Source organism: Celeribacter arenosi (genome assembly GCF_039539485.1).
Lineage (GTDB): Bacteria > Pseudomonadota > Alphaproteobacteria > Rhodobacterales > Rhodobacteraceae > Celeribacter > Celeribacter arenosi.
Map to the genome: position 1 here is coordinate 54,212 of NZ_BAABDF010000007.1, position 17,912 is coordinate 72,123.

Genomic DNA, 17,912 nt, shown 5'->3' on the forward strand with positions numbered 1-17,912 from the left:
ACAATGCATCCGTCGATCTTCGACGTAATTATAGATTTGCGCCTGGCAAAAAAGAAAACACCCGGACGCGCGCGCCCGGGTGCAATCTAGTTTCAATGTGCCAAAAGCGGCAGAGGATTACTCCTCTGCAGCAGCCTCAGCGGGTGCTTCTTCGGCAGGTGCCTCTTCAGCAGGTGCGGCAGCTGCTTCAGCAGCGGCGGCAGCTTTGCTGGCTTTTTCTTCGGCGCGCTCAACGGCCTTTTTACCAGGCTTGGCTTTGTTGGGGTTGCTGCGCGTGGCTTTTTCAATAACGCCAGCTGCTTCGAGCATACGAGCAACGCGGTCGGTCGGCTGGGCGCCTTTTTCGAGCCACGCTTTGATCGCGTCGACATCCATTTTTACGCGCTCTTCGCTGTCTTTGGGCAGGAGCGGGTTGTAGGTGCCGAGTTTCTCGATGAAACGGCCGTCACGCGGCATGCGCGAGTCGGTTGCGACGATGCGGTAGAACGGGCGCTTTTTGGAACCGCCGCGGGCGAGACGAATTTTCATAGCCATGGGTGTAATCTCCTATTTGATAGCTATTGAGCTGGGTCTTTCTTGGAAAAGCCTCAGCAATCCTGGTGTTTTTCGTGGTGGTGGATGACTTCCTGAATGATGAATTTCAGAAAAGCCTTTGCGAATTCCGGATCTAGGTCGGCGCGTTGCGCCAAATCTTCGAGCCGGGCAATCTGGTGTGCTTCCCGTGAGGGGTCGGACGGCGGGAGGTCGTGTTCTGCCTTGAGGCGGCCCACGGCCTGCGTGTGTTTGAACCGCTCGCCCAGCGTGTAGACAAGGATCGCGTCGAGGCGGTCAATGCTTTCGCGGTGCTCTCTGAGCACCTCTGCAGCGCGGCTTGCAGCGTCGGTCATCGGGGCAATTCTCCCTGTCGGATTCGGGTTTGAGTCCTGTCGGTCTCTTGCAGGGGGCACAGGCAAATAGGGTTCATGCGTAGGCCTCCATCCCGCCACCGGCGATTTCTTGGGGGCCGGGGTGACGGAACACGGTGGTGTCGTCGCTGGTTTCGCCCTCGGGGCGCTGCGCGCCCGCGTCGACCGTCGCACCGAGGCGCGTCGCCAGCGAAATGGAGGCTGCGTTTTTTGGGTCCACATTGGACACCAGCGTGGTCAGATCCGTATTGGTATAGACCCAATCGCGCAGTGCGAATGCGGCCTCATACGCAAAACCGTGACCCTCATAGCCGTCAAACAGCATCCAGCCCAATTCGGGTTCCGGAAACTGTATACCCGATGTCACTGCAACCTGACCGGCCAGATCACCGTCCACCTCGATCATCAGCGCACCATAGCCGAACAGCGCCCAATGCGCGGTATCATTGCAGAACCATGCCCACGCCTGTGTGCGGTTCAAAGGGCCGCTCATGAAGGTCGCGCGCGGACCGGCGAGGAAAGAGGCATAGGCCTCAAAATCCTCGAACCGAGGGCCGCGCAGCGTCAGCCGGGGCGTGTTTATGATGGGCGCTTGCGTCATCACTACATCAGACCCAGATCGGCAGGGCTTTCGCCTTCCAAGACGGGACGCGTGAAGTGGCGATCCCAGCGGCGAATGCACTTGGTGCGCGCCGAATGTTGGTAGGTGGCGATACAGGCGGGATCGGTTTCCATCTCGACGCGGTAGGACTCATACGCGGCCAGTGACGGAAAGCTGAAGGCACACCATGCGAGATCGGACGGCCCCTCGGAGGGCAGCCAATAGCCGTGATGCGTGCCGCCCATGCGATTGATGTTGTGAATCCATGCCTTCGCATAGATTTCAAAATCAGCCACCTTTGCGGGATCGATTTCGTATTTCAGGAAACAGGTAATCATTTCTTTTTCCCGAAACCGGACAGGCCGGGGGGCAGGCCCGCGCCGCCGCCCAGACCGGGCAGGCCGCCGGGCAATCCGCCCTTGCCGCCGAGCGCCTTTGCGGCCTCTTCCATCGCTTTGGGATCGTTCATATCGGGCATCTCCGGGCCGCCTTTGCCGAACATGCCTTTGACAGCCTGTTTGAGCATCCCGCCTTTACCCATTTTGCCCATCTTCTTCATCATGTCGGCCATCTGGCGGTGCATTTTGAGAAGCTGGTTCAGTTCAGGCACTTCGAGGCCTGCACCTTTGGCGATGCGCTTTTTACGGCTCGCCTGCAGGATTTGCGGGTTGGCGCGTTCGATTTTGGTCATCGAATTGATCAGCGCGACCTGACGTTTGAAAACCGAGTCATCAAAACCGGACTCTTTGATCTGGGAGGCGGCTTTTTTCATGCCGGGCATCATGCCCATTATCGATTCCATGCCGCCCATTTTCTGCATCTGCTCGAGCTGCATGCGCATGTCGTTCATGTTGAAGCGGCCCTTTTGGAACCGCTTCATCATCTTTTCGGCCTGCTCGGCCTCGATGGTTTCCTGTGCCTTCTCGACCAGCGACACGATATCGCCCATGCCGAGGATACGGCCCGCGATCCGCTCTGGGTGGAATTCCTCCAGCGCGTCCATTTTCTCGCCAAGGCCGACGAATTTGATCGGCTTGCCGGTGACGGCGCGCATCGAAAGGGCTGCACCACCGCGGCCATCGCCATCCATACGTGTGAGCACGACACCGGAAATGCCGATACGACCGTCAAAGTTTTCAGCGGTCGTCACCGCGTCCTGACCGGTCAGGCCGTCAACGACCAACAATGTCTCGCGCGGTTTGGTGATGTCGCGCACCGCTTCGACCTCGGTCATCAGGGTGTCATCGATCGACAGACGGCCAGCGGTGTCAAGCATGTAGACGTCATAGCCGCCCATGGTCGCCTGCTGTTTGGCGCGTTTGGCAATGTCAGCGGGCGATTGACCTGCCACGATGGGCAGCGTGTCGACGCCGATCTGTTCGCCGAGCACCTTGAGCTGTTCCATAGCGGCAGGACGGTAGACGTCGAGCGATGCCATGAGCACGCGCTTGCCCTGCTTTTCCTTCAGGCGCTTGGCGAGTTTTGCGGTCGTGGTCGTTTTACCGCCACCCTGCAGGCCGACCATCAGGATCGGCGCGGGCGCGTTGTCGACTTTGAGCACGCCGATGTCGGCTTCGTCACCCGCGAGGACATGAACGAGTTCGTCATGGACGATCTTGACGACCTGCTGGCCGGGTGTGACGGATTTGGTGACCGATTGGCCGGTGGCTTTGTCCTGAATCGCCTTAACAAAGTCGCGCGCGACAGAGAGCGACACGTCGGCCTCAAGAAGCGCCACGCGGACTTCGCGCAACGCGGTTTTGACATCGTCTTCGGACAGGGCACCCTGTTTGGTGAGCCGGTCGAACACGCCGGATAGGCGATCTGACAGATTTTCAAACATTGGCGGTCTCCCTGCCTGTTAACGGTCTGCTCCATCTGGGGATGGGGCGGCGGAATTACAAAGCCCAAATGCACAGTAGCCCCCGTGGGCGCAACGCGCTGACGGGGGGCGATCCTGGCACTCTGGCCTGAGGACCGGAAAGCAGATGCATTCCGGAGATTTGAGGGCGAAATACGCGCGCCTACGTTTGGAGTCAAGTGGTGCAGGCATGCGGCGCGATCTACAATGGGGCTGCGCCGTAACGCCGCCAGATGCGCGAATGGGCAAATTTGCGCGACTAGGCACTTGCACCAATCCGCAGACGTGGAGTTAGATGCGCAAAATTGTTCGCAGGTGCACATATGTCAGTCGAAAACTGGGACGAAATCCGTACCGCCTATCAAGTCGCCCGACTGGGCACTGTGTCGGGCGCTGCGCAGGTGTTGGGCGTACATCATGCCACGGTAATCCGGCACATCGACGCGCTGGAATCCAATCTGGGTGTTAAATTGTTTCAGCGTCACGCACGCGGCTATACGCCGACAGAAGCGGGATCCGATTTGCTCCTGGTTGCGCAAACCACGGACGAACAGTTTTCCCAACTCGTCTCACGTATCAAAGGACGCGGGACGGCGATCAGTGGTGAGCTGGTGATTACCGCCTTGTCGGGTATCGCCGAAGCCTTTGCGCCGGTAATCGCAGAGTTTCAGGCCGAACATCCCGACGTTCTCGTGCGCTACTTGGCCGATGAGCGGGTGTTCCGTCTCGAATACGGCGAGGCGCATGTCGCGCTCCGGGCCGGTAAGCCACCCCAAGAACCCGACAATGTCGTCCAGCCGTTTCACACCCATCAGATCGGCCTCTATGCATCCGACAAATATGTCGAACGCCATGGGCTGCCGGCGCCGGATCGGGTCTGGGAGGAGGCGCGCTTTATCGCCCATGACGATGTTCAAAGCCGCGCGCCCTTTATGCTGTGGCTGCGCGAGAATGTGACGCCAAATCGGATTGTGTTCCAGACCACGGATGCCAACGCACTCAAAGAGGCGGTGCTCGCCGGAATCGGCATGGGGTTCATGCCCACATGGCAGGCGGCAAAGTGCAGCGGCCTCGTCCAGGTTGTTGCGCCACGACCCGAATGGGAAAGCCAAAACTGGCTGGTGACACATGTGGACCTCCACCGAACTCCGAAAGTGCAGGCCTTTCTGACCTATCTAAAAGCCGCGACGAAAGATCTGTTCAGTGAAGACTGACGTGGCACGCGAACAGCGTCGCAGGGGCCATATCGCGATGTTTGCTTTCTCCGGTCTCGTCGCGGGATCATTTTCGCTCGGTTCCATGGCCGCGGGGCATATTTCACCGCTGGCCATTAATGCGGTCAGGTTTGTCATGGCGTCGGCCCTCGTTGGCGCGCTCGCGATGGCGACGGGGGGAATCCCGCGTGAGGCGTGGCGCGCACCGTGGCGCTATGTGGTGCTGGGCGGTCTCTTCGCGCTCTATTTCGTGATGATGTTCGAGGGGCTGAAAACCGCGACGCCGGTGTCCACCGCTGCGGTTTTCACGCTCACCCCGCTGCTCGCTGCGGGATTCGGGTATCTTATCATGCGTCAGATCACGACGCGCCGGATTGCGGTGGCGCTGGCGATCGGGGCGGTGGGGGCACTCTGGGTGATTTTTCGCGCCGACCTGTCCGCATTGCTTGCTTTTGAGATCGGGCGTGGTGAGCGGATCTACTTTATTGGGGTGATTGCCCACGCGATTTACACGCCACTGGTGCCGCGCCTCAGTCGGGGTGAGCGTACCTTTGTATTCACCTTTTTCGTGCTGTCCTCAGCAACAGTGGTCATTGGCCTCTTTGGCTGGCGCGATGTGATCGCGACGGATTGGGCCGCTTTGCCTCCGATTGTATGGATCACGCTGGGCTATCTGGCGTTTGTGGCAACCACTATCACTGCGTCGCTTTTGGCCTTTGCGTCTGTTCGATTGGCCTCGGCAAAGGTCATGGCCTACACCTATTTAACGCCGTCCTGGGTTATCGTTTGGGAGATCGCGCTGGGCCACGGGGTGCCACCGGCAATGATATTCGGTGGAATCGCTCTCACCATTCTCGCCCTCTACATGTTGCTCAAACACGAAGGCTAGGGAACAAAACCGCAGGTGTGTGCGTTGATACAGCAACCAACAGACAGGAGGTTGTCATGCACAACATCATTTATCTCGTCGGCCTAGTGGTCGTTGTAGGCGCTATTATCGCCTTTGTTTTCTGAACCCGCACAGGGTTGGCGAATAGGCGCGCGATCACCCGTGATTGCGCGCCATTTTTATGCCGTGTCGCCAAGTTCCTGCGCCAGAAATCGTTCCAGCCCGTCGAGATCGAGCGCCTCGAATTGGCCAAAGCCCTGCATCCACACCGACGCCGCGCGCATCGCGTCGGGGTCCAGTTTGCACCATTTCAGCCGCCCGCGCTTTTCCTGATGGATCAAACCTGCACGGGTCAAGATCGCGAGATGTTTGGAAACGGCGGCCAGCGACATCTCGAACGGCTCGGCCACATCGGTCACGGCCATATCGTCCTCGAGGAGCATTTCGAGGATCGCGCGGCGCGTGGGATCGGCGAGCGCTGAAAAGACATGATCGAGATCGTGGGCCATCCACGGAGCGTTAGGATGGTTCCCTGCGTTGGTCAACCATTTGGTTGAATATAGCGCAGGGCACTTTTCGGGCCTGCGGCGAAGATCGCGCGCCAACGGGTTTTGCGCTAAACACAATTAAATCAGCTAGTTAAGTATTCGTCAGGTCAGTTGACTCGGATCGGGCCCGCGCATAGTTTGCGCCGGAACGATCCGAGGGGGTTTTCGCCCATGACAGAACCGCATGATCCGGCGCGCTTGCGTGAATTGGAAGAGCGACTGTCAAAGGCGAAAAAGGCGCAGGAGCCGAAAACCACGCGGGGCGAAGAACACTTTTCTCAGGCGAATATGGCCTGGCGGATGGTGATTGAATTAGTGGCCGGTCTCGGGATCGGTTTTGGCGTCGGGTTCGGGTTGGATGGCCTGTTGGGCACAACCCCGTTCCTGATGATCATATTTGTGGGCTTGGGGTTTACAGCTGGCATCAAAACGATGATGCGCACAGCGAACGAAGTCCAAAAGCAGCACGCGGCCGAGGTCGCAGCAGAGAAAAACGCGGGAACGCCCGCAAACGAAATGAGGGACGAAAATGGCTGAAGAAGCGCACGGCTCGGAAGGCGGTCTTGTATTCCACCCGATGGACCAGTTTCAGGTCAAACCGCTCTTTGGTGATGGCGCGGTTCATTGGTACACGCCCACCAACGTGACGCTGTGGATGGCAATTTCCGTTCTTTGCGTCATCGCTCTTCTGGTCATCGGCACCCGCGGTCGCGCAATCGTGCCAAGCCGCATCCAGTCCGTTGCAGAGCTGATGTACGGTTTCGTCTATAAGATGGTTGAAGATGTGGCTGGTAAAGACGCCATCCGCTACTTCCCCTACATCATGACGCTGTTCTCTTTCATCGTCTTCGCCAACACGCTCGGCCTTCTGCCGATGTCCTTTACCACCACGACACACATCGCCGTAACGGCCGTTCTCGCCATGCTGGTGTTCGTATTCGTGACGGTTCTGGGTTTCGTGAAAAACGGCACCAAGTTTCTCGAGCTTTTCTGGGTCAAATCCGCGCCACTGGCGCTGCGTCCCGTGCTCGCGATTATCGAACTGATTTCCTATTTCGTGCGGCCTGTGAGCCACTCGATCCGACTTGCCGGCAACATGATGGCCGGCCACGCCGTGATCAAAGTGTTCGCTGGCTTCGCTGCAATTGCCGTGATCTCGCCTGTTTCTGTGGTCGCGATCACTGCCATGTATGGTCTCGAACTGCTTGTGTCGTTCATCCAGGCCTACGTGTTCACCATTCTGACCTGTGTTTACCTCAAGGATGCACTGCATCCGTCTCATTGAGGCGCAGGAACCGAATACCAAATCTACTGCCAAATCCAACGTAAGGAGAAAATACAATGGAAGGCGATATCGCAAACATGGGTCAATTCATCGGTGCCGGTCTGGCTGGCATCGGTTCTGGTGCAGCCGCTATCGGCGTGGGCACCGTTGCCGGTAACTACCTCTCCGGCGCCCTTCGCAACCCGTCTGCTGCTTCCGGCCAGACCGCGACCCTCTTCATCGGCATGGCCTTCGCAGAAGCTCTAGGGATCTTTTCGTTCCTCGTTGCACTTCTGCTGATGTTCGCCGTCTGATCCGAACACTCCATCCTTACGGCTGGGTGGAACGCACATCGCGTTCCACCCACGCGTAATCAGGAGTTCTTCCGGTTCATCCGGAAGACACGAGTCAGATCCAGGAGGACAAGATGGCCACAGAAACCCACGGGGCCGACACCCAAGTTGCAGACGTTGCCCACGGCGCCGCCGAGTCGGTTGGCATGCCGCAGCTGGACATCGCCACCTTCCCGAACCAGATTTTCTGGCTTTTGGTCACGCTCGTCGTGATCTACTTCTTGCTGTCGAAAATCGCCCTGCCGCGCATCTCTTCGGTGCTTGCAGAGCGTTCCGGCACAATCATGAATGATATTGCTGCCGCTGAAGAGCTCAAGCTCAAGGCCGCCGATGCCGAAAAGGCATATGACGCTGCCCTGGCCGAAGCCAAAGCGGAAGCTCACCGTATTTCGCTCGAAACCCGCGCGGGTATTCAGGCCGAACTGGACGTCGCAACGGCGAAAGCCGATGCACAGATCGCCGCCAAAGCCGCCGAGTCCGAGAAAGCGATCGCAGAGATCCGCGACGGTGCCATCGAAAGCGTCAAAGAAGTCGCCAACGATACTGCGAAGGAAATCATTGCGGCTCTCGGCAGCTCTGCCGATGCACGCACGATCACCGCAGCTATCAATGCGCGCCTGAAAGGATAAGGACATGAAAAAACTCGTAGCCCTTATCGCCCTCACCGCTGCAACGCCTGCGTTGGCCGCGTCCACGAACCCGCTTTCCGGCGCGTTCTGGTCGCTGCACAACACAAACCTCGTCGTGCTGTTGGGTTTCCTGCTGTTCATCGCCGTGCTGATCTATTTCGGCATTCCCGGCATGCTCGCCGGCATGCTCGACAAGCGCGCTGAAGGTATCCGTAGCGAACTCGACGAAGCCCGTGCATTGCGCGAAGAAGCCCAGTCGATCCTCGCATCCTACGAACGCAAGAGCCTCGAAGTGCAGGATCAAGCAGACGCCATCGTGCGTCAGGCCAAGATTGACGCCGAAGCTGCCGCCGAAAAGGCCAAGGCTGACATTGAAGTGTCCATCACACGCCGCCTCGCCTCCGCGCAGGATCAGATTGAATCTGCTCAGGCCAGCGCGATCAAGGAAGTCCGTGACACAGCCGTTTCGGTTGCCGTTGCCGCCGCTGCCGACGTCATCTCGAAAAAGATGACTGCTGCAAATGGCAACGATCTGATCGATGCTTCCATCGCCGAAGTCGGGGCCAAACTCCACTAAGCGCGATCATTGATGCGAACGAAATCACAAAACCTGCCGCGGGAAACCTCGGCAGGTTTTTTTGTGCGCCAGTCTACCGGAGTGATCTTAGTTCTTTGGATCAGGGCCATTTGAAGTGCTGTGCGTCAGTCGCGTTCGGCCTCATGCGCGAGACGGAGCTTGGCGATTTCTTCGTGTTCGTCGGAGGCAAACTGCGCGCGCAGGGCATCCTCGACATAGGTTAGATGGTCGATGACCGCAGAGCGGGCTGCAGCGGCGTCACGAGCCTGCAGGGCGTCGTTAATGGCGCGGTGCTGCCCGAGAAGGTCTGCGCGGTTGGTGCGCTGTTTGAACATCACCGAGCGGTTGTAAAAAACACCCTCCCGCAGCAAGTCGAACATCGAACGCATCATGTGGAGCATGACGACGTTATGGCTCGCCTCGATGATGGATAGGTGGAATTCGGCATCCAGCCGCGCCTCGTCGGAGGGGTCACGTTTGGGATGGACGGCCTCCATTTTCTGGAAAATCTGCGCAATGACTTTCAGGTCGGTATCGGACGCGGCGCGCGCGGCACGTTCGGCGGCCAATCCCTCCATGTCTCGACGAAAGTCGATGTAGTCGAAAACGGCCTCATTGTGGCTACCAAAGAGACGGGTGAGGGCAGGTGAAAAGGCAGAGCCCAACACATCTGCCACAAATATTCCGGCATTGGCGCGGGTGTCCAGAAGACCGGATTGGGTCAGCTGCGCGATGGCGTCCCGCAGTGAGGGTCGCGACACGCCGAGACGTTCCGCCAAGTCCCGTTCGGCTGGGAGACGTTCACCGGGTCGCAGGATGCCGCGCAGGATCAAAAGCTCGATCTGGCGCACAACGGCAGCACTTAGTTTTTCGGAATGCACTTTTTGAAACGGCATGGGCCCTCGCGCGAATTGGTAAAATCATATTACCGCAGATTGCGACATGCCATGAAAAAAGGGCCGGTCGCCCGGCCCGTTTCCATTATTCAGCGTTTGGTAAAATCAGGTGATCGGCGTGATCACGATTTCAACGCGACGGTTTTGGGCACGACCGTCGACGGTAAGATTGGTCGCAACCGGCGCATCTTCGCCACGGCCAAATGCCCGAACGCGGTTTGGCGCAACGCCGTTTGCGGTCAGCACGGTCGCCACAGCCGACGCACGGCGGGTCGAAAGCTCTTGGTTATACGTCGCGGAACCGGTGTTGTCGGTATGCCCAACAACCTCAACCGTGGTGTTGGGGTAGTCGCGCAGGTTATAGGCAAGCGCGCGCAGATCCTGCTGCAGCGAGGCGACAACAACGGCACTGTCGGTCGCAAACAGGATGTCTTGGGGCATGGTGACAATGAGTTCGGAGCCGGTGTTCACGATTTTCACGTTATCATTGCCGAGGTCCTGACGCAGATCGGCGGCCTGACGGTCGAGCGATTGTCCAATCGCGCCGCCCACGGCCGCGCCGATGCCGGCCAGCACGACTGTTTTGCCGGTGCTGCGGTCATTGGATGCGAGGCCAGCGATAGCACCGGTCACGCCGCCGATGACAGCGCCCTGAGTGGCTTTGCTATCGGGGTCATAGGTCGTGCAGCCCGCAAGTGCGACGGTGGCTGCCAGCGAAAGGGATAGGAAGGTGCGCGACATTAGTCAGGCCTCATATTTGATAAATTCTGCTCTCTATTAACGCTTTTACGCCCGATTAGTTGCATGCGCACGGGAGATTCATTTCGATCACGTGAATGTGGCAGCTTCCTGCCTAACGCGAACCGGCATGGCCTGTATCGTGGCGCGCGCTTTCATAGGCCAAAATGGCGCGTTTGACAGGTAGGCCCCAGTGATATCCGCCAAGCGCGCCGGATTTGCGCAAAACGCGATGGCAGGGAATGAGCAAACCGATCGGATTGCGCCCTACGGCCGTTCCCACCGCACGCACGGCACCCGGTGATCCGATGGCGGCGGCGACATCGCCGTAGGTCGTCACAGTGCCATCCGGTATGGAGAGGAGAGCTTCCCATACCTTGATCTGAAACGGAGCGCCGATGACATGGAGCGGCGTGCGGCCCCCACCCAGAGCGCTTTCGACAAGAGCGCGGCATCGAACGGCGTCTTCGACAAACTGCGCCTGCGGCCAGCGATCCGTAAGTTCGGCGTAGGTCGCATCGCGCGTTGTCTCGGAAGTAAAGGCGAGCGCGCATAACCCCACCTGCGTCGCCATCGCCAAAGCGTCGCCAAATGGTGTGTCCACATAGCCGTAGGCAATTGTCACGCCCGCGCCCCGACGAGCGAACTCACCGGGTGTCATCGCCTCCCATCGCACGAACAGGTCGTGGAGCCGGCCGGTTCCCGAAAGTCCCGTCGCGCCAGCCACGTCGAGCATCGTGTGGCTCTGGGCCAAAAGGGTCTTGGCATGGCCGAGCGTGAGATATTGCTGATACCGTTTGGGTGAGACGCCCGCCCATTGAGAAAAGGTTTTCTGGAAATGGTACGGACTCATCCCGAGCGCGGATGAGAGTTCGTCCAACGACAGGGGAGCTTCCGCGTCATCGATTAGATCGATCGCGCGGCGAATGACATTGTAGTGGTATCGATCCTCTACGGAGAGCGCAGGTGCGGACATTGGATATCTCCTTTGCCCGTAATCTATCGCGCACAGTGATCCAAGCCGACCCGAAACTTGGTGCTTTGCAGTTTATGCAATGCGTTGGCTTTTGGTGGTGGTTTCCATTGGTTTGAAAAGGCGCGCCTCGTCACGTGTCAGGCACAGCCGCGCCGCCTCCATTGCACCGATGCGATCACCGAGGAGTACCTCTAACGCGCCGCGCGTTTCCTCGTCATGGTCTGCAAAGTTGGCGTCGTCGATGCGGAAGCTTTCGATCCACACGCCCTCGGCGAGGATGATTTCATGATCGTCGAGCAAGAGTTGGTAAAGAGACGTATTCGGGGCGGGCCAAACCGAGCGGCGATCGTTTTCCCGCGTGTCAGGGGTGCCGAGGCAGGCAGCAGGGGCGAGCGCCTCTTCTTCGCCGAAGTGGATTTCGATTTCTGCGCCCGACATGAGTAGGCCATGATCGGGTCCGACAGCCAAATTCATGCTCGGCATGTCATGGCTGAGAGAACCGGCGTGAATGATCTGCAATCGCTGATCGTCCGGTATCTCCGTCTTCCAAACCCGTCGCAACGGTTGGTAGCCGTGATCGCGGGTCATCAAAAGGTCGCCCGCACGCAGCCATTCGACCGGCTGAGGCCCGTCCGTCGTCGCGACCATGACACCGGAGCCGATGCCGACACAATTGCCTTTGGCGCGCGAAGGGTTTGGGTCTTCGTCCTGTTCGGGTTGGGCTAGGCCCATGTTCGGAAAGGGGGTCATTTGGGTCACTCCACATCGGCTTTCTCACGAATGTGGACGAGGCTGCTAAAGGGGGAGTTAATCGCGCCGCCCTAGGTGTTTCGACTTTTATGAAAATCGCTGCCTTGCCGCGCGGGCGGTGAGAAGGCATAGAGACGCCATGGCCGCACAGCTCGATTATCATACGATTCACCAGATTTTCACGCGATTTCGCGCGGCCGAAGCCGAGCCGAAGGGCGAGTTGGATCATGTGAACGCCTACACTTTGGTGGTGGCCGTCGCGCTGTCGGCACAGGCGACAGATGTCGGCGTGAACAAGGCGACCAAAGAGTTGTTCACCATCGCAGACACCCCCCAGAAGATGCTCGACCTGGGCGAAGAGGGCCTGATCGATCACATCAAGACCATCGGCCTGTACCGCAACAAGGCGAAGAACGTCATCAAGATGTCGAAAATCCTCGTTGAGGATTACGGCGGTGAAGTGCCGTCTTCGCGCGCCGCTCTTGAAAGCCTGCCGGGTGTGGGCCGCAAGACGGCGAACGTGGTTCTCAACATGTGGTTTCACCTCCCCGCGCAGGCGGTGGACACCCATATTTTCCGGTTCGGCAATCGCTCCGGCGTAGCGGTCGGCAAGGATGTCGTCGCCGTCGAACGCGCGATTGAAGACCACATTCCCGCCGAGTTCCAAAAACACGCGCACCATTGGATGATTTTGCACGGGCGCTATGTGTGCAAGGCGCGAAAGCCGCTTTGCGCCACCTGCCTGATCCGCGACTTATGTGCCTTCGAGGAGAAGAATTTTGACTAAGAGTTTTCAGGTTGTCGGTATTGGCAACGCCATTGTGGACGTAATTTCACAAGCCGACGACAGCTTCCTCGACCTCATGGGGATCGAGAAAGGCATCATGCAACTGGTCGAACGCAACCGTGGTGAAATGCTCTACGGGGCGATGACGAACCGCGTGCAGGCGCCCGGTGGCTCGGTGGCCAACACGCTCGCGGGGCTTGGAATGTTGGGTCTGACGACGGGCTTTATTGGTCGCGTGCATGACGACGCTCTGGGCCGGTTCTACGCGGCCGAGATGGAGCGTGACGGCACCGATTTCGTCAATGCACCCATCGAAGGGGGCGATCTGCCGACATCCAGGTCGATGATTTTCGTCTCAACCGATGGCGAACGTTCAATGAATACCTATCTGGGAATCTCATCGGAAATTTCTTCGCAGGATGTGAACGCATCGGTGGCAGAAGGCACGGAGATCATGTTTCTAGAGGGCTACCTCTACGACAAGGACAAAGGAAAACGCGCCTTTGACGAGGCCGCGCGCCTTACAAAGGGGTCTGGAGGAAAGGTCGGGATTTCGCTCTCGGACCCGTTTTGTGTCGACCGCCATCGCAATGACTTCCGCAAGTTCGTAAAGGAAATGGATTTCGTCATCGGCAACCAACACGAATGGGAAAGCCTGTATCAGGCCGATCTCTCTACGGCCTTGGAAACTGCGGCGGGCGAATGCGGGCTTGTGGTTTGCACGCGGTCTGGATCGGATGTTGTGTTGGTGCGCGGCGACGAAGAAGTTGTGGTGCCCGTCGAACGCGTGGTCCCTGTCGACACCACCGGCGCAGGTGATCAGTTCGCGACCGGTTTCATATACGGCTACGCGACGGGGCAGGACCTTGCGACCTGCGGACGCATGGGGATCACGGCAGCGGCAGAGGTAATCTCGCACATCGGCCCGCGTCCGGAGACGGATTTAAAGGTGCTATTCCGTGAAAAAGGTTTGATCTAGGAGCTCAGAATGGATGGCGGACTCGCAGCGGCTTTTCTCGTCGCTGGCCTATTGGATATGGGTGTTAATTACTGTGGCGAGCCTGAGGGTTGCTTTGCACAAGGCGACGCTCCCGCACGCTTTGGCGTGGCCTTCGGCAATGTGATTTTCGACGGGAACGGAATCGGCTCCGAAATTTACCTTCGTTACGATGCTCCGGGCACCTTCGGGCCGTTTCAGCCGGTTTTTGGCGTATCTTTGACCGATGATGCGTCTGCATGGGTCGGCGCGGGCGCGGCATGGGACGAGCAATTCGGGAACGGCTATGTCGAATTGCACCTCATGGCGGGGCTCTACGCCAATGGCAATGGTGTCAATTTGGGATCGCCGTTGGAATTCCGCTCGGGCGTCGAAGTCGGTTATGAGTTCGATAATGGGTGGCGCGTTGGCGCATATTTTGATCACCGCTCCAACGCCGATATCGAGCCTGTGAACCCCGGATTGGAAACGCTGCAACTGCGGGTTTCGGTGCCAATCAATTAGGCCGAGATACGTAAAGGTCTAAGCACTGGTTCCATCAATGCGCCTCGGCCCAATTGTCGCCGATCCCCGCATCCACCTCGATTGGCACATCCAAGTGGACCGCGGGTGCGGCTGCGCCCTCCATCACTTCCTTGACGCGCGCGATGACACGATCGGTGGCGTCCTCATCAACTTCAAAAATCAATTCGTCGTGGACCTGCAAAAGCATTTTCGCGGGCATTCCAGCGATCGCATCGGGCATGCGGATCATGGCGCGGCGGATAATATCGGCGGCACTTCCCTGGATCGGTGCGTTGATGGCGGCGCGCTTGGCAAATCCGGCATGCGGGCCCTTTGCGTTGATTTCAGGTGTACGGATGCGGCGACCGAACAGGGTTTCGACCCGTAGGTGTTCCTTCGCGAAGGCGACCGTTTCATCCATGTATTCCTTGATCCCCGGGAAACGTTCGAAATATCGGTCGATAAACCCCTGCGCCTCGGCGCGCGGGATGCGCAGATTGCGCGCAAGGCCGAAACCGGAAATGCCGTAGATGACGCCAAAGTTGATCGCCTTGGCTTGGCGGCGCACCATGGGGTCCATACCCTCGATGGGGACGTTGAACATCTCGGAGGCGGTCATGGCGTGAATGTCGAGGCCGTCGCGGAACGCCTGTTTCAAACTGTCGATACCTGCAACATGGGCCAGAATACGCAATTCGATCTGACTATAGTCGAGCGAGACAAGTTTTTTTCCCGGTTCAGCGATGAAGGCTTCGCGGATGCGGCGGCCTTCGTCGGAACGCACGGGGATGTTTTGCAGGTTCGGATCGGAGGAGGCGAGGCGTCCCGTGACCGCACCGGTCTGCAGGTAAGACGTGTGCACGCGCCCTGTTTCGGCGTTGATAAAGGTCTGCAACGCGTCCGTGTAGGTTGATTTCAGCTTTGCGAGTTGCCGCCAATCAAGCACGCGGGCGGGGAGGTCGTGACCTTCACTGGCGAGGTCTTCGAGGATATCCGCACCGGTCGCATAGGCGCCGGTTTTTCCCTTTTTGCCGCCGGGAAGGGACATTCTGTCAAACAGGATTTCGCCAAGTTGTTTGGGGCTGGCAACGTTGAAATTCTCGCCCGCGAGTTCGTGGATTTCGGCCTCAAGCCCGCCCATTTTCTGCGCGAAGGTGTTGGACATCCGCGAGAGAACATCGCGGTCCACTTTGATGCCGTTCATTTCCATCTGCGCGAGCACCGGCGAAAGCGGGCGCTCCAGCGTTTCATAGACCGTCGTCACTTTTTCAACGTGCAACTGAGGCTTGAACGCTTGCCAGAGCCGCAGGGTGATATCGGCGTCTTCGGCGGCGTATTCGACGGCCTTTTGGAGGTCGACCTTGTCAAAGGTAATCATCGACTTTCCAGAGCCCAACAGATCCTTTGTCGGGATCGGCACGTGGTTCAGATAGCGCTCCGAAAGCGCGTCCATGCCGTGGCCGTGTAGACCGCCATGCAGAACGTAGGAGAGCAACATAGTGTCATCTGTGGGGGCGACGTTCACGCCGTGACGCGCGAAAATCTTGGCGTCGTATTTCATGTTCTGGCCGATTTTGAGGATGCTTTCGTCCTCAAGCATCGGGCGCAGGGCGTCGAGCACCATTTGTTTGTCGAGTTGGCCGTCAACCAATGCCGATCCGCCAAACAGATCGTCGTCACCCAGCGTATGACCGACGGGGATGTAACAGGCCTGACCTGCCTCTACGCAAAGCGAAATCCCGACCAGATCAGCCGTCATCGTATCGAGACCGGTGGTCTCCGTGTCGACAGCGACATAGCCGCGCTCATAGGCGGCGGCGATCCACCGCTCCAACGCGCCCATGGTCGAGACCTTTTCATAAGCACTCACGTCGAACGGTTTTTCTTCGGGCGCGGCGGGCGTGTCCGCGCCCGCCTGCGGCGTATCGTCGATGGCTGGCGCTTCGACGCCGAACCGTTCAGAGACGCGTTTGACGACGGTGCGGAATTCCATCTCGGCAAGGAACGCCAACAACGTGTCGAGATCGGGTTCGCGAACCTCAAGGCTATCGAGCGTGAAGTCGAGATCCATGTCGCAGTCGAGTTTGACCAAATCGCGTGAAATCCGGATCAACTCGGCGTTGTTGATCAGTGCTTCGCGTCGTTTGGGTTGTTTGATCTCTTCAGCGCGCGACAACAGGGTTTCCAGATCACCGTATTCGTTGATCAGAAGCGCCGCGGTTTTGATCCCGATTCCGGGCGCGCCGGGCACGTTGTCGACAGAATCACCTGCCAGCGCCTGCACATCGACCACCCGTTCGGGACCGACGCCGAATTTCTCCTCGACGCCTTCACGATCGATGCGTTTGTTCTTCATCGGGTCCAGCATCTCGACGCCGTCTCCGACGAGTTGCATCAGGTCTTTGTCCGACGAGATGATCGTGACGCTGCCACCGGCATCGCGGGCCTGACACGACAAGGTGGCGATGATGTCGTCCGCCTCGAAACCTTCCACCTCAATGCAGGACACGTTGAACGCGCGCGTTGCATCACGGGTCAGCGGAAATTGCGGGACGAGGTCCTCTGGCGCGGGGGGGCGGTTGGCCTTGTAAGCGGGGAAAATGTCGTTTCGGAACGATTTGCCAGAGTAATCGAAAATCACCGCGGCATGGGTTGGCGCGTCACTGCCTGTGTTGGCCTCGATATAGCGGTAAAGCATGTTCACAAAGCCCGAGACCGCCCCAACAGGCAGACCATCGGATTTGCGCGTCAAAGGGGGCAGAGCGTGATAGGCGCGAAAAATAAACGCCGATCCGTCGATCAGGTGGAGATGATGCCCCTTGCCGAATGTCATGTCCGCCCCTTCACAATCGCTAAGTTCGCGCGATCATAAAGGGGGCTGTCGGGGCTTCAAGCGTTCATACATCTTTTGCGCGGCTTTCGGGTTACGCAATCAGCGGCGCGGCCTCGTCACTATGATCGCCATGGGCGCCCTCGATCATCGTGTTGGTCACAAAGGCGAGGACTTTTCCCCATGCCTGAGACACTTCGGGGGTCCAGATCGGGCCTGCCTGGGCGGCAAGCGTGTCCATGAGGACCTCGCACATTGTGTGATACATCCCGTCCCGCACGCCGACACCTGCATGATACCGGCCAAGGTCGCGAAGAGGGCCAATGAGAGCATCAGGTGCGCTGAGCGATAGAATCGCCAATTGCAACGTAGCCTCGGTTTTCATCGCCTGTCCGGTGATGTCCTGTGGAAACATGGGTTTCAGGCTCGGCTGGGTCACGAATAGCCGCGTGTAGAAATCTTCGACCAGTTCGGGGCGCGTGGCCATGACGGCTTTGTAGCTGTCGCGAACGAGGGCGATCTGTTCAGGTGTCGGCATGGAGGGTCCTTTCGCGCGTTGTCCTCAATCTGGGCTCAACGCGTTAAGAATCTCC

The 17,912-nt window shown here is 58.6% G+C and carries 22 protein-coding genes; 10 read left to right on the top strand and 12 right to left on the bottom strand.

The window, feature by feature from the left end:
* Positions 1-117 precede the first annotated feature (117 nt).
* The 5 genes from rpsP to ffh form a co-directional block, all read right to left on the bottom strand.
* Positions 118-534: a 30S ribosomal protein S16 gene (gene rpsP, locus ABD815_RS07900; RefSeq protein WP_344846041.1), complete on the bottom strand. Its 417-nt coding sequence runs from the start codon at positions 532-534 to the stop codon at positions 118-120.
* 53 nt (positions 535-587) lie between these two features.
* Positions 588-887 carry a chorismate mutase gene (locus ABD815_RS07905; RefSeq protein ID WP_344846044.1) on the bottom strand — a complete coding sequence of 100 codons (300 nt, stop codon included), beginning with the start codon at positions 885-887 and terminating at the stop codon, positions 588-590.
* A 73-nt stretch (positions 888-960) separates the two neighbouring features.
* On the bottom strand, positions 961-1,506 hold the full coding sequence (locus ABD815_RS07910; protein ID WP_344846047.1) for a GNAT family N-acetyltransferase: 546 nt from the start codon (positions 1,504-1,506) through the stop codon (positions 961-963).
* A gap of 2 nt (positions 1,507-1,508) precedes the next feature.
* The gene (locus tag ABD815_RS07915; protein WP_344846050.1) at positions 1,509-1,844 is read right to left on the bottom strand and encodes an NIPSNAP family protein; all 336 of its coding nucleotides are present in this window, start codon (positions 1,842-1,844) and stop codon (positions 1,509-1,511) included.
* On the bottom strand, positions 1,841-3,349 hold the full coding sequence (gene ffh, locus ABD815_RS07920; protein ID WP_344846053.1) for a signal recognition particle protein: 1,509 nt from the start codon (positions 3,347-3,349) through the stop codon (positions 1,841-1,843). The genes ABD815_RS07915 and ffh overlap by 4 nt, the downstream gene beginning before the upstream one ends.
* Before the next feature lie 341 nt (positions 3,350-3,690).
* Between ffh and ABD815_RS07925 the strand changes: the two genes are divergently transcribed.
* Positions 3,691-4,581 (top strand): LysR family transcriptional regulator, encoded by an 891-nt coding sequence (locus ABD815_RS07925; protein WP_344846057.1) that lies wholly within the window; start codon positions 3,691-3,693, stop codon positions 4,579-4,581.
* A gap of 37 nt (positions 4,582-4,618) precedes the next feature.
* Entirely contained in the window at positions 4,619-5,470 is an 852-nt protein-coding gene (locus ABD815_RS07930; protein WP_486303639.1) for a DMT family transporter, read from the top strand.
* Between the two features lie 179 nt (positions 5,471-5,649).
* Here the strand turns inward: ABD815_RS07930 and ABD815_RS07935 are convergent, their stop codons facing one another.
* The gene (locus ABD815_RS07935; RefSeq protein WP_344846062.1) at positions 5,650-5,979 is read right to left on the bottom strand and encodes an ArsR/SmtB family transcription factor; all 330 of its coding nucleotides are present in this window, start codon (positions 5,977-5,979) and stop codon (positions 5,650-5,652) included.
* Positions 5,980-6,189: 210 nt separating this feature from the next.
* Here ABD815_RS07935 and ABD815_RS07940 point away from each other — a divergent pair, with 210 nt between their 5' ends.
* The 5 genes from ABD815_RS07940 to ABD815_RS07960 all read left to right on the top strand — a co-directional run bounded on the left by ABD815_RS07940 (position 6,190) and on the right by ABD815_RS07960 (position 8,841).
* The gene (locus ABD815_RS07940) at positions 6,190-6,555 is read left to right on the top strand and encodes an AtpZ/AtpI family protein (RefSeq protein ID WP_344846065.1); all 366 of its coding nucleotides are present in this window, start codon (positions 6,190-6,192) and stop codon (positions 6,553-6,555) included.
* Complete coding sequence (locus ABD815_RS07945; protein ID WP_344846068.1) at positions 6,548-7,303, top strand: F0F1 ATP synthase subunit A; 756 nt, start codon at positions 6,548-6,550, stop codon at positions 7,301-7,303. The genes ABD815_RS07940 and ABD815_RS07945 overlap by 8 nt, the downstream gene beginning before the upstream one ends.
* 56 nt (positions 7,304-7,359) lie before the next feature.
* Entirely contained in the window at positions 7,360-7,596 is a 237-nt protein-coding gene (locus tag ABD815_RS07950; protein WP_344846070.1) for a F0F1 ATP synthase subunit C, read from the top strand.
* A gap of 113 nt (positions 7,597-7,709) precedes the next feature.
* The gene (locus ABD815_RS07955; protein WP_344846073.1) at positions 7,710-8,264 is read left to right on the top strand and encodes a F0F1 ATP synthase subunit B'; all 555 of its coding nucleotides are present in this window, start codon (positions 7,710-7,712) and stop codon (positions 8,262-8,264) included.
* Between the two features lie 4 nt (positions 8,265-8,268).
* Entirely contained in the window at positions 8,269-8,841 is a 573-nt protein-coding gene (locus ABD815_RS07960; protein WP_344846076.1) for a F0F1 ATP synthase subunit B, read from the top strand.
* Positions 8,842-8,966: 125 nt separating this feature from the next.
* Here ABD815_RS07960 and ABD815_RS07965 read toward each other — a convergent pair whose 3' ends face one another.
* From ABD815_RS07965 to ABD815_RS07980, 4 genes are all read right to left on the bottom strand, one after another.
* Positions 8,967-9,737, bottom strand: a complete 771-nt coding sequence (locus ABD815_RS07965) for a FadR/GntR family transcriptional regulator (RefSeq protein ID WP_344846079.1) — start codon at positions 9,735-9,737, stop codon at positions 8,967-8,969.
* A gap of 105 nt (positions 9,738-9,842) precedes the next feature.
* Complete coding sequence (locus ABD815_RS07970; RefSeq protein ID WP_344846082.1) at positions 9,843-10,478, bottom strand: YiaD family glycine zipper/OmpA-like lipoprotein; 636 nt, start codon at positions 10,476-10,478, stop codon at positions 9,843-9,845.
* A 112-nt stretch (positions 10,479-10,590) separates the two neighbouring features.
* A complete protein-coding gene (locus ABD815_RS07975) occupies positions 10,591-11,451 on the bottom strand; it encodes a methylated-DNA--[protein]-cysteine S-methyltransferase (protein WP_344846084.1) in 861 nt (286 codons plus the stop codon).
* Between the two features lie 72 nt (positions 11,452-11,523).
* Positions 11,524-12,201 (bottom strand): Hint domain-containing protein, encoded by a 678-nt coding sequence (locus ABD815_RS07980; protein WP_344846086.1) that lies wholly within the window; start codon positions 12,199-12,201, stop codon positions 11,524-11,526.
* A gap of 139 nt (positions 12,202-12,340) precedes the next feature.
* Here ABD815_RS07980 and nth point away from each other — a divergent pair, with 139 nt between their 5' ends.
* The 3 genes from nth to ABD815_RS07995 are packed head-to-tail and all read left to right on the top strand — an operon-like array spanning position 12,341 to position 14,489.
* Complete coding sequence (nth, locus tag ABD815_RS07985; protein WP_344846088.1) at positions 12,341-12,988, top strand: endonuclease III; 648 nt, start codon at positions 12,341-12,343, stop codon at positions 12,986-12,988.
* A complete protein-coding gene (locus tag ABD815_RS07990; protein WP_344846090.1) occupies positions 12,981-13,967 on the top strand; it encodes an adenosine kinase in 987 nt (328 codons plus the stop codon). Before nth ends, ABD815_RS07990 begins: the two co-directional genes overlap by 8 nt.
* Before the next feature lie 9 nt (positions 13,968-13,976).
* Positions 13,977-14,489 (top strand): acyloxyacyl hydrolase, encoded by a 513-nt coding sequence (locus tag ABD815_RS07995; RefSeq protein ID WP_344846092.1) that lies wholly within the window; start codon positions 13,977-13,979, stop codon positions 14,487-14,489.
* A gap of 34 nt (positions 14,490-14,523) precedes the next feature.
* Here ABD815_RS07995 and polA read toward each other — a convergent pair whose 3' ends face one another.
* Both polA and ABD815_RS08005 read right to left on the bottom strand, forming a co-directional pair.
* On the bottom strand, positions 14,524-17,322 hold the full coding sequence (polA, locus tag ABD815_RS08000) for a DNA polymerase I (RefSeq protein WP_344846095.1): 2,799 nt from the start codon (positions 17,320-17,322) through the stop codon (positions 14,524-14,526).
* Between the two features lie 91 nt (positions 17,323-17,413).
* Positions 17,414-17,857: a globin domain-containing protein gene (locus ABD815_RS08005; protein ID WP_344846098.1), complete on the bottom strand. Its 444-nt coding sequence runs from the start codon at positions 17,855-17,857 to the stop codon at positions 17,414-17,416.
* Positions 17,858-17,912 lie beyond the last annotated feature (55 nt).

Bases quoted from the DNA above. Each gene is read 5' to 3' on its own strand.
- rpsP (WP_344846041.1), bottom strand. From the start codon at position 534: ATGGCTATGAAAATTCGTCTCGCCCGCGGCGGTTCCAAAAAGCGCCCG.
- ABD815_RS07905 (WP_344846044.1), bottom strand. From the start codon at position 887: ATGACCGACGCTGCAAGCCGCGCTGCAGAGGTGCTCAGAGAGCACCGC.
- ABD815_RS07910 (WP_344846047.1), bottom strand. From the start codon at position 1,506: ATGACGCAAGCGCCCATCATAAACACGCCCCGGCTGACGCTGCGCGGC.
- ABD815_RS07915 (WP_344846050.1), bottom strand. From the start codon at position 1,844: ATGATTACCTGTTTCCTGAAATACGAAATCGATCCCGCAAAGGTGGCT.
- ffh (WP_344846053.1), bottom strand. From the start codon at position 3,349: ATGTTTGAAAATCTGTCAGATCGCCTATCCGGCGTGTTCGACCGGCTC.
- ABD815_RS07925 (WP_344846057.1), top strand. From the start codon at position 3,691: ATGTCAGTCGAAAACTGGGACGAAATCCGTACCGCCTATCAAGTCGCC.
- ABD815_RS07930 (WP_486303639.1), top strand. From the start codon at position 4,619: ATGTTTGCTTTCTCCGGTCTCGTCGCGGGATCATTTTCGCTCGGTTCC.
- ABD815_RS07935 (WP_344846062.1), bottom strand. From the start codon at position 5,979: ATGGCCCACGATCTCGATCATGTCTTTTCAGCGCTCGCCGATCCCACG.
- ABD815_RS07940 (WP_344846065.1), top strand. From the start codon at position 6,190: ATGACAGAACCGCATGATCCGGCGCGCTTGCGTGAATTGGAAGAGCGA.
- ABD815_RS07945 (WP_344846068.1), top strand. From the start codon at position 6,548: ATGGCTGAAGAAGCGCACGGCTCGGAAGGCGGTCTTGTATTCCACCCG.
- ABD815_RS07950 (WP_344846070.1), top strand. From the start codon at position 7,360: ATGGAAGGCGATATCGCAAACATGGGTCAATTCATCGGTGCCGGTCTG.
- ABD815_RS07955 (WP_344846073.1), top strand. From the start codon at position 7,710: ATGGCCACAGAAACCCACGGGGCCGACACCCAAGTTGCAGACGTTGCC.
- ABD815_RS07960 (WP_344846076.1), top strand. From the start codon at position 8,269: ATGAAAAAACTCGTAGCCCTTATCGCCCTCACCGCTGCAACGCCTGCG.
- ABD815_RS07965 (WP_344846079.1), bottom strand. From the start codon at position 9,737: ATGCCGTTTCAAAAAGTGCATTCCGAAAAACTAAGTGCTGCCGTTGTG.
- ABD815_RS07970 (WP_344846082.1), bottom strand. From the start codon at position 10,478: ATGTCGCGCACCTTCCTATCCCTTTCGCTGGCAGCCACCGTCGCACTT.
- ABD815_RS07975 (WP_344846084.1), bottom strand. From the start codon at position 11,451: ATGTCCGCACCTGCGCTCTCCGTAGAGGATCGATACCACTACAATGTC.
- ABD815_RS07980 (WP_344846086.1), bottom strand. From the start codon at position 12,201: ATGACCCCCTTTCCGAACATGGGCCTAGCCCAACCCGAACAGGACGAA.
- nth (WP_344846088.1), top strand. From the start codon at position 12,341: ATGGCCGCACAGCTCGATTATCATACGATTCACCAGATTTTCACGCGA.
- ABD815_RS07995 (WP_344846092.1), top strand. From the start codon at position 13,977: ATGGATGGCGGACTCGCAGCGGCTTTTCTCGTCGCTGGCCTATTGGAT.
- polA (WP_344846095.1), bottom strand. From the start codon at position 17,322: ATGACATTCGGCAAGGGGCATCATCTCCACCTGATCGACGGATCGGCG.
- ABD815_RS08005 (WP_344846098.1), bottom strand. From the start codon at position 17,857: ATGCCGACACCTGAACAGATCGCCCTCGTTCGCGACAGCTACAAAGCC.